The organism is Streptomyces sp. NPDC089919 (assembly GCF_040684615.1).
In the GTDB taxonomy this organism is placed as follows: Bacteria; Actinomycetota; Actinomycetes; order Streptomycetales; family Streptomycetaceae; genus Streptomyces.
The window spans coordinates 1-9,386 of record NZ_JBFBGK010000177.1 but is presented as its reverse complement, the minus strand read 5'-3'; the positions used below and the strand labels follow the sequence as shown (position 1 = coordinate 9,386).

The window sequence follows — 9,386 nt, the reverse complement described above, 5'->3', positions numbered from 1 at the left end:
GCGCAGCGGTGGTGCGGGGGATCCGGGGGCAGCCGCCCACCGGTTTCGGGATGGGGGTCCCCCCGGACGGAGTCTGGGGGAGGGCGGGGAGGGGACCAGCCCCGCAGGGCCGTCAGAAGGCCGGCCGCTCCGGGTCGAGGGCCGCGCGCCCGTCGACGGGCGAGGAGGCCTCGGCGAAGTGGCGGCGGGGGATCCGGCCCGCCCGGTGGGCGAGCCGGCCCGCCGAGACCGCGTCCCGCATCGCCGAAGCCATCAGCACCGGCGACTGCGCCCGCGTCACCGCAGAGGCCAGCATCACCGCCGCACACCCCAGCTCCATGGCCAGCGCCACGTCCGAGGCCGTGCCCGCCCCCGCGTCCAGGACCACCGGCACCCCCGCCCGCTCCACGATCAGCTCGAAGTTGTGCGGATTGCGGATCCCCAGCCCCGACCCGATCGGCGAGCCCAGCGGCATGATCGCCGCGCAGCCCACGTCCTCCAGCTTCCGCGCCAGCACCGGGTCGTCGTTGGTGTACGGCAGGACCGTGAAGCCCTCGTCGACCAGCGTCTCGGCCGCGTCCAGCAGCTCCACCCCGTCGGGCAGCAGCGTCCGCTCGTCCGCGACCACCTCCAGCTTCACCCAGTCCGTGCCCAGCGCCTCCCGCGCCAGCCGGGCGGTCAGCACCGCCTCGCCGGCCGTGAAGCAGCCCGCGGTGTTGGGCAGCACCTCGATGCCCAGCTTGGCCAGCACCGACAGGACCGAGCCCTGCACGGTCGGGTCCAGGCGCCGCATCGCCACCGTCGTCAGCTCGGTGCCGGAGGCGGTCAGCGCGTGCTCCAGCACCTCCAGGCTCGGCGCCCCGCCGGTCCCCATGATCAGCCGGGAGCCGAAGGTCCGGCCCCCCAGGACGAACGCGTCCGTACGGTCGTCGGTCATGCTCAGCCTCCCTGGACCGCGGTCAGGACCTCGACCCGGTCGCCCTCGCCGAGCGCGGTCGCGGGCCACTGCCCGCGCGGCACGACGGTCTCGTTGACGGCCGCGGCCACTCCGGACCGGGCCTCGGTCAAGGTGGCGACCAGGGCCTCCAGCGTGGTCCCGGCCGCGACCTCGCGCGGCTCTCCGTTGACGGACACGGTCATACCAGGGACTCCTCACGTGCGGTGCGGCCGGCCGGCCCGGCGGACGGAGCGCCGGCCGAGAACCGCCGGGGGGTGAACGGCCGCGCCTCCGCGGGCAGTTCGCCGGTGGTCAGGACCTCCGCCAGGGCGTCGCCGGTGACCGGGGTCAGCAGGACGCCGTTGCGGTAGTGCCCGGTGGCCAGGTGCAGCCCGGGCAGCTCGGTCGGGCCGAGCAGCGGGGCGTTGTCGGGGGAGCCCGGGCGCAGGCCCGCCCGGGTCTCGGTGAGCGGGAGTTCGGTGATGCCCGGCACCAGCTCGTGGGCGTCGCGCAGGAGTTCGTACACCCCGCCGGCGGTGACCGTGGTGTCCCAGCCCAGTTCCTCGCTGGTGGCGCCGATGACCAGCTCGCCGTTCTCCCGGGGCACCAGGTAGACCTGGCTGCCGCGGACCACCGCGCGGACCGTCCGGGTCAGGAAGGGCGCGTAGGCCCCCGGTACCCGCAGCCGCAGCACCTGGCCCTTGACCGGACGGATCGGCGGGGCCACCTCCGGCGGCAGCCCGTCCAGCCGGCCGCTGAGGCTGCCGGTGGCGAGGACGACCTGGTCGGCGGCCAGCCGGGTGCCGGAGTCCAGGACCGCCCCGGCGGCCCGGCCGCCGGTGACGGTCAGCCGCTCCACGGCGGCCCGGTGGAAGACCACCCCGGCCCGTGCGCAGGCGGCGAGCAGCGCGGCGGCCAGCCGCCGGGGGTCGACCTGGTGGTCGCCGTCGGCCCGCAGCCCGCCCCGGACGCCCGGCGCCAGCATCGGCTCCAGCCGCCGGCACTCGCGCCCGCTCAGCCACTCCGACTCCAGCCCGCAGCGCCGCTGGAGTGCGTGCAGTTCGCGCAGGTGGGTGCGGTCGTCGGCGTCCAGGGCGACGGCGAGGGTCCCGCAGGCGCGGAAGCCGATGTCCAGCCCCCCGCTGGCCTCGGCCAGCTCGGCGGCGAACTGCGGATAGCGGCGGGCGGAGGCGAGGTTGAGGCCCAGCAGGGTCTCCTCGCCGTAGTGGAGCTCGGTGACCGCGGCGAGCATGCCGGCCGCGACCTGGGCGGCCCCGCCGCCCGGCGCCGGGTCGGCCAGCGCGGTGCGCAGCCCTCGCTGGGCCGCCCGCCAGGCGGTGACCAGGCCGATGATCCCGCCGCCGATGACGAGGACGTCCGATCCCCGCTCGCCGGGCGGACGTCCGGTGGATGTGGATGAGTGCATGGGTGTCCAGCCCCTCCCTTCGCCGGCATGACCCGGATCAGGTTCGTACGGTCGGAGGCCGCGCAGCCTCCCTCTCAGCCCGGTACGTCCGGGCTCCCGCGATAGGTACGCCCGCCAGACTATCCCCCGGCTCGAGTGCGGGTAAGGCCGCCCGGCCGGGGCGCGGGCGGCCGGGCCGCCGGACCCCCATTTCCTGACGGTTCGTCAGATGTATAGGGTGGGACCGTGAGCGAGCAGCTGAGCGGGACGCGGGGGACGGGCCGGGGCGCCGTCATCGTCGGGGCGGGCATGGCCGGGGTGCAGACGGCCGTGGCCCTGCGCGAACAGGGCTGGACGGGACCGGTGACCCTGCTGGGCGCCGAACCGCACCAGCCGTACGACCGGCCACCGCTCTCCAAGGCCGTGCTGCTCGGCAAGGCCGAGGACTCCGCCTTCGACATCGACTTCGAGGCCCTGGCCGTCGAGCTGCGGCTCGGCGTCGAGGTGACCGGCCTGCGCCCGGCCGAGCACGAGCTGGACACCGAAGCCGGCCCGGTCCCGTACGACGTCCTGGTCCTGGCCACCGGCGCCGAGCCGGTCGCCCTGCCCGGCAGCGCCGGCGTCCCGGGCGTCCACCTGCTGCGCACCCTCGACGACGCCGCGCGCCTGGCGCCGGTGCTCGCCGAGGGGCGGGAGATCGTGGTGGTCGGCGCCGGCTGGATCGGCGCCGAGTTCGCCACCGCGGCCCGCGCCGCCGGCTGCGCCGTGACCGTCGTCGAGGCCGCCGACCGCCCGCTGGCCGGCGCCCTGCCCGCCGAGGTGGCCGCCCCGATGGCCCGCTGGTACGAGGAGAGCGGCGCCCGGCTGATCACCGGCGCCCGGGTCGAGCGGGTCGAGGAGGGCGCGGTGCTGCTCGCCGACGGCACCCGGCTGCCCGCCGGGGCCGTGGTCGTCGGCATCGGGGCCCGCCCCGCCACCGGCTGGCTGGCCGGCTCCGGCATCGCCCTCGGCCCCGACGGCTCCGTCACCGCCGACGCCCACCTGGCCACCTCCCTGCCCGGGGTCTACGCGGTCGGCGACTGCGCCTCCTTCCCCTCCGCCCGGTACGGCGAACGCCTCCTGGTGCACCACTGGGACAACGCCCTCCAGGGCCCCCGCACGCTGGCCGCCGTGCTCCTGGCCGGCCCGGACGGCGAGGCCCCGGCCTACGACCCGGTGCCGTACTTCTGGTCGGAGCAGTTCGGCCGCTTCGTCCAGTACGCCGGACACCACGCCGAGGGCGACGAGCTGCTGTGGCGCGGGGACCCGGCCGAGCCGACCTGGTCGGTGTGCTGGCTGCGCGGGGACGTGCTGGTCGCGGTGCTCGCGGTGGGCCGTCCCCGGGACCTCGCCCAGGGCCGCAAGCTGATCGAGGCCGGCGCCCGGCTCGACCCGGCCCGGGCCGCGGACCCGGCGGTCGCGCTGAAGTCCGCCACCGCCTGAGGACCCGTACCCGCGCGGCCGGTACCGCGCGGGGGCCCGGGCCGACCCCGTCGGACCGGCTCGGGTACCGGCTGTCGGTGCGGGATGGCAGGCTTGGTCCCGTGACCGAGATTGACGCAAAGATCGACGCCCTCGTCCCCGAGTGGCTTTACCTCCCCGACGTCGCGGAGATGCTGGACATCGAGGTGACCCGAGTCCGCCAGCTGGTCAAGGAGGGTCAGCTGATCGCCGTCCGCCGCGGCGAGAACCGCTCCCTCCAGGTGCCCGCCGCCTTCATCGACGGCGACAAGGTGGTCAAGGGCCTGGTCGGCCTCCTGACCGTGCTCCGTGACGACGGCTTCACCGACGAAGAGATCATCGAATGGCTCTTCACCGCCGACGAGACCCTGCCCGGCACCCCCGCGCAGGCCCTGAGCGAGAATCGCGGCACGGAGGTGAAGCGCCGCGCCCAGGCGCTCGCCGTCTGACCTGATCCGACTCATGTGGTGCACGGACCGCCGCGGTCCGTGCACCACCCACCCCGGGGGGTTCCTCCATGTCCGTCGACGCCCGCGCCCAGCTCTCCGACGCCCGGCTCTACCTGTGCACGGACGCCCGCAAGCGCCAGGGGGACCTGCCCGAGTTCCTGGACGCCGTGCTCGCCGGCGGGGTCGACATCGTCCAGCTGCGGGACAAGGGCATGGAGGCCGGCGAGGAGCTGGAGCACCTGCAGGTCTTCGCCGAGGCCGCCCGCCGGCACGGCAAGCTCCTCGCGGTCAACGACCGCGCCGACGTCGCGCACGCCATCGGCTCCGACGTCCTCCACCTCGGCCAGGGCGACATCCCGGTCCCGGCCGCCCGCGCCGTCCTCGGCGAGGGCGTGCTGATCGGCCGGTCCTGCCACGCCGAGGCCGAGGTCGACGCGGCCGCCGCCGAGCCGGGCGTGGACTACTTCTGCACCGGCCCCTGCTGGCCCACCCCCACCAAGCCCGGCCGGTACGCCCCCGGCCTCGGCCTGGTCCGGTACGCCGCCGCGCTGGCCCAGCCGCGGCCCTGGTTCGCCATCGGCGGGATCGACGCCGGCAATCTGGACGAGGTCCTGGACGCGGGCGCCACCCGGGTGGTCGTGGTCCGCGCCATCACCGAGGCCGCCGACCCGGGCCAGGCCGCCGCGGAGCTCGCCAAGCGGGTCCGCGCCCGCCTGGGCTGAGCCGCGACCGGGCCCGCACGCCCGGTCCGCACGGGGCCGCAGCGACTCCTGATCGCGCATGTGTCCAAATCCGTGTCCAATGGGTGGACGCTCCTTGGGGAGTTCCCGGGGCTTGTCTAACCTGCCGATATGGCCCTTGGCACCGCTTCCACCAGGACGGACCGTGCACGCACGATCCGCGACGTCCTCGCGTCCGGCACCTCCTACTCCTTCGAGTTCTGGGCGCCCAAGACGGCGAAGGGCGAGCGCAACCTGTGGAACGCGCTGCGCCGGATCGAGGCCGTGGCCCCCAGCTTCGTCTCGGTGACCTACGGCGCGGGCGGCTCCACCCGCGGCGGGACCGTCAAGGCCACCCAGGAGATCGCGGCCGACACCACCCTCACCCCGGTCGCCCACCTCACGGCCGTGGACCACTCGATCGCCGAGCTGCGCCACGTCATCGGCCAGTTCGCGGACGCCGGCATCCGCAACATGCTCGCCCTGCGCGGGGACCCGCCGGGGGACCCGATGGGCGAGTGGGTGCCGCACCCCGAGGGCGTGCACTACGCCGCCGACCTGGTCCGGCTACTCAAGGAGTCCGGCGACTTCTGCGTCGGCGTCGCGGCCTTCCCCGACATGCACCCCCGATCGGCCGACTGGGATTCGGACATCCGGCACTTCGTGGACAAGTGCCGCGCCGGTGCCGACTACGCCATCACGCAGATGTTCTTCGATCCCGAGAACTACCTCCGGCTGCGCGACCGGGTCGCGGCGGCCGGCTGCGACACCCCGATCATCCCCGAGTGCATGCCAGTTGTGGCGGTCAAGCAGCTGGACCGGCTGCCCCAGCTGAGCAACGCAGTCTTCCCGGACGACGTGAAAGAGCGCATGCTCGCCGTCAAGGACGATCCGGCCGCTGTACGCTCCATTGGCATCGAGTTCGCCACGGAGTTCTGCGCGCGGCTGCTGTCCGAGGGTGTCCCGGGGCTGCACTTCATCACGCTCAACAACTCCACGGCGACCCTCGAGATCTACGAGAACCTGGGCCTGCACCAGCGGCCCTGACCGGCCGTACCCGCGCGGCCGTACCGAGAGGGGCCATGCATGGGCTGGACGGTCCTCTACATCGCGTTCGGCTTCGTCGCGCTGTGGCTGCTGGCTGAGGTACTGCTCCAGTACAAGGCCCGGCTGCGCTGGCGGGTGCTGGCCTTCGCCGGCTTCCTCGGCGTGGTCGCGGGCGTGCTGCTGGGCTCCGTCCTGGTCATCGTCGCGGGCGCGGTGGCCTTCGCCGTCGGCCAGACGCTCGTCACCCTCTCCTTCCGGCGCGGCTTCGTGGCGGGCTGGGCCCTGGGCAGCAAACGCGAGGCGGCGGTCGCGGAGGCCGCCCCCGGCCGGCGCGGCCGCCGGCGCGGCGGCCCGGACGCCGGGCGCCGGCAGGAGCCCGCGCTGACCGTCTCGGAGCTGGAGTACGACGCGCCGGACGCGGCGGGCCCGGAGGGGCCGGACGGTCCGGACGGGGAGTTCACCGACCCGGTGGAGGCCTCGGACGCGCCGGTCTTCGGCACCACCGAGGACTACCCCGAGCAGGGCTACCCCCAGCAGCAGTACGACCCCCCGGGCTACGACCCGCAGGCCGCGGACGGCTCCGGCTACCCGGCCGGCTACCCGGCCGCCCCCGCCGAGGACGGCGCCTACCAGTACTCCGGCTACTACGACCCGGGCACCCAGGGCGCCGACCCCTACGCGACCGGCGGCTACCAGGAGCAGGCCTACCCGGACCCGGCCTACCAGGACCCCTCGTACCAGGGCTATCCGTACGGCACCGGCGAGCAGCAGACCTACGCGGCCTACTCCGACCCCTACATCGGCACCGGCGGCCTGAGCGCCCAGCCCGACCCGGCCGCCTACGCGGCCTACGACTACGGCTACGGCACCGGCCAGGACGCCTACCCCGGCTACCCCGACCCGTACACCGCCCAGCACCAGTACGCCTCCGACACCCCGCCCGGCGGCGTCTGGGTCCCCACCCAGCGGGACGCCGACCAGCCCTACCCCGCCGAACAGCAGCCGGGCCCCTACCCGTACCAGAACACGGGCGAGTACGAGCAGTACCGCTACTGACCGTCCACAGGGACGGTCACTGGGAGCCGCGGAAGGCCCGGCCTTCGACGATGAGGCCGGCCACCAGGGCGCCGGACATGCCGGCGTGCGGCAGGCCGCCGCCGGGGTGGGACCAGCCGCCCGCCAGGTAGAGGCCCGGCAGGGCGGTGGTGTTGGCGGCGTGCAGCCGGTCCGGGTCGCCGGCGAGGCTGGGGGCCGGCACGGCCCCGTCCGGGGTGCCGGTGGCCCGCGCCACGTCCAGCGGGGTGCGCGCCTCGTGCCACAGGATCCGGTCGCACAGCTCCGGGACCGCCCGCCCGGCCGCCTTCAGCATCCGCTCCGTGTACCGGGCGACCAGGCCCGGATCCGTCCAGTCCAGCACGCCGTGCGGGGCGACCGTGGCGGTCAGCGTGACCGCCTCGTGCCCGCCGTCCGGGCGCGTCAGCTCGTCGTCCGGGCGCAGCACCGTCACCGTCGGCGGCGCGGCGTGCTCGGCACCGAGCGCGGCGGCCTCGGCGACCGGGTCGGCGGAGTGCACCACCGTGCGGTGCACGGTGTCCGCGGGCCGGCCGCCGCGCAGCGCGAGCAGCACGGTGAAGCGGCTCGGCGCGCCCGCCACGGGCTGCTTGGCCCCGGCCGGCCACAGCTCGCGGCCGGGCAGCAGGGCGGCCAGCCGGCGCGGGTCGATACCGCAGACCACGTGGTCCGCCTCGACCTCGGTGCCGTCCGCCAGCACCAGCCCGGCGGCCCGGCCGTCCCGCTCCCGCACGGCCGTGACCTCGGCGTCGAAGACGAACTCCACCCGCCGCTCCAGGCAGCGCTCGTGGACCGCCGCCGCCAGGGCCCGCAGCCCGCCGCGGACGTACCAGCTGCCGAAGGTCTGCTCCATGTAGGGGACCACCGCCGCGGCCGCCGGCGCGCCGCCCGGATCGATGCCGTACTCCAGCGCCCGGCTGGTCAGCAGCGCGCCCAGCGGGCCGGCCAGCTCCCGGGCGGCCACCTCCGCCAGGGCGGGCGGGCGGCGGCGCAGCAGGCCGCTGCGGCGCAGCGCCGGGTACGGGTCCCGGCCCAGCACCTGCCAGTCGGAGCGCAGCGGCTCCTCCAGCAGGGGCCGGCGGGTGGCGTCCCAGACGTCCCGGGCCCGGCCCAGCAGGTCGGCCCAGCGCTCGCCGGCACCGGGCCCGAAGGCCTCGTCGAGGGCGGCCGCCACCCCGCCGCGGGAGACCGCGGGCAGGGTGAGCTCGCGGCCGTCGGCCAGGACGTGCCGCACCGCCGGGTCCACCTGGACCATCTCGACGCAGCTCTCCAGCGGACGCTTGCCGGTCTTGACGAACAGGTCGCGGTAGACGGCGGGCAGCAGGAGCAGCCCGGGGCCGGTGTCGAAGGCGAAGCCGTCGCGCTCGTACCGCCCCAGGGAGCCGCCGTAGGTGCCGCCGCGCTCGTACACCGTCACCGTGTGCCCCGCCACGGCCAGCCGGGCGGCGGCGGCCAGTGCGCCCATCCCGGCGCCGATCACCGCAATTCTTGCCATGGTCCCGACCCTATCCGCCCCGGCTCGGGCGCCCGTCGTTCGGGCCCGGAGCGGTGCGGCTGCGGCATCATGACCGGATGAGTGTGCTCCCCCTGGTCTTCACCAGTGGCTGGGCCAGCGGGATCAACGCCTACGCGGTGGTCCTGCTGCTCGGCGTCTTCGGCGCGACCGGGCTCACCGACGAGGTCCCCGCCTCCCTCCAGCGCACCGACGTGCTGGTGGTGGCCGGGGTGCTCTTCCTCTGCGAGGCGGTGGCCGACAAGATCCCGTACGTGGACTCGGCGTGGGACGCGGTCCACACGGTCATCAGGCCCGTGTCGGGGGCCGTGGTCGGCGCCCTGCTGGCCGGCCAGAACGGCTCGCTGCCCGATCTCGCGGCCGGGGCGCTGGGCGGCTCCACCGCGCTGGCCAGCCATTTCGTCAAGGCCGGCACCCGGATGGCGATCAACACCTCGCCCGAGCCCTTCACCAACATCGTGATGAGCACCGCCGAGGACCTGGGGGTGGGCGGCATCGTGACCTTCGCGATGTTCAACCCGCAGGCCGCTGCCGTGATCGCCGGGGTGCTGCTGCTGATCGGTCTGGTCCTGCTGGTCTACCTGTGGACCCGGATCCGCCGCTTCCTGCGCCGGCGGGCCCAGCGGCGCGAGGAGAAGCGGCTGGCCGCCCTGGAGGGCATCGGCCCGCCACCCCGCTGACGCCGGGGCCGGACACGACCGAGGGGTGCCGCCCGGCCGGGCGGCACCCCACGGGTGGGTCTGCGGTGGGGCCAGGGCCCCCCGGG

General features: G+C 75.6%; 10 protein-coding genes and 1 riboswitch. Of the genes, 6 read left to right on the top strand and 4 right to left on the bottom strand.

The genetic code is table 11. The features are described 5' to 3' along the window. Window positions 1-112: 112 nt before the first annotated feature. The 3 genes from AB0O40_RS36695 to thiO form a co-directional block, all read right to left on the bottom strand. Window positions 113-916, bottom strand: a complete 804-nt coding sequence (locus AB0O40_RS36695; RefSeq protein WP_365050412.1) for a thiazole synthase — start codon at window positions 914-916, stop codon at window positions 113-115. Between the two features lie 2 nt (window positions 917-918). Continuing rightward, on the bottom strand, window positions 919-1,119 hold the full coding sequence (gene thiS, locus AB0O40_RS36690; protein ID WP_365050410.1) for a sulfur carrier protein ThiS: 201 nt from the start codon (window positions 1,117-1,119) through the stop codon (window positions 919-921). After that, window positions 1,116-2,342 (bottom strand): glycine oxidase ThiO, encoded by a 1,227-nt coding sequence (thiO, locus tag AB0O40_RS36685; RefSeq protein WP_365050408.1) that lies wholly within the window; start codon window positions 2,340-2,342, stop codon window positions 1,116-1,118. Before thiO ends, thiS begins: the two co-directional genes overlap by 4 nt. Then, window positions 2,340-2,452, bottom strand: a riboswitch (TPP riboswitch). Its footprint overlaps the gene before it by 3 nt. 178 nt (window positions 2,453-2,630) lie before the next feature. Here thiO and AB0O40_RS36680 point away from each other — a divergent pair. The 5 genes from AB0O40_RS36680 (at window position 2,631) to AB0O40_RS36660 (ending at window position 7,092) form a co-directional block, all read left to right on the top strand. Beyond that, window positions 2,631-3,803 carry an FAD-dependent oxidoreductase gene (locus AB0O40_RS36680; RefSeq protein ID WP_365050414.1) on the top strand — a complete coding sequence of 391 codons (1,173 nt, stop codon included), beginning with the start codon at window positions 2,631-2,633 and terminating at the stop codon, window positions 3,801-3,803. Between the two features lie 101 nt (window positions 3,804-3,904). Then, window positions 3,905-4,270 carry an Rv2175c family DNA-binding protein gene (locus AB0O40_RS36675; RefSeq protein ID WP_365050406.1) on the top strand — a complete coding sequence of 122 codons (366 nt, stop codon included), beginning with the start codon at window positions 3,905-3,907 and terminating at the stop codon, window positions 4,268-4,270. A 68-nt stretch (window positions 4,271-4,338) separates the two neighbouring features. Continuing rightward, complete coding sequence (gene thiE, locus AB0O40_RS36670) at window positions 4,339-4,992, top strand: thiamine phosphate synthase (protein ID WP_365050404.1); 654 nt, start codon at window positions 4,339-4,341, stop codon at window positions 4,990-4,992. Window positions 4,993-5,121: 129 nt separating this feature from the next. Beyond that, window positions 5,122-6,036 carry a methylenetetrahydrofolate reductase [NAD(P)H] gene (gene metF / locus AB0O40_RS36665; RefSeq protein ID WP_365050402.1) on the top strand — a complete coding sequence of 305 codons (915 nt, stop codon included), beginning with the start codon at window positions 5,122-5,124 and terminating at the stop codon, window positions 6,034-6,036. Between the two features lie 39 nt (window positions 6,037-6,075). Next, entirely contained in the window at window positions 6,076-7,092 is a 1,017-nt protein-coding gene (locus tag AB0O40_RS36660) for a hypothetical protein (RefSeq protein WP_365050400.1), read from the top strand. A gap of 16 nt (window positions 7,093-7,108) precedes the next feature. Here the strand turns inward: AB0O40_RS36660 and AB0O40_RS36655 are convergent, their stop codons facing one another. Next, window positions 7,109-8,602 (bottom strand): NAD(P)/FAD-dependent oxidoreductase, encoded by a 1,494-nt coding sequence (locus tag AB0O40_RS36655; RefSeq protein WP_365050398.1) that lies wholly within the window; start codon window positions 8,600-8,602, stop codon window positions 7,109-7,111. Window positions 8,603-8,679: 77 nt separating this feature from the next. On the opposite strand from AB0O40_RS36655, the gene AB0O40_RS36650 reads away from it, so the two are divergent. Further along, window positions 8,680-9,300 carry a DUF4126 domain-containing protein gene (locus AB0O40_RS36650; protein WP_365050396.1) on the top strand — a complete coding sequence of 207 codons (621 nt, stop codon included), beginning with the start codon at window positions 8,680-8,682 and terminating at the stop codon, window positions 9,298-9,300. Window positions 9,301-9,386: the final 86 nt, after the last annotated feature.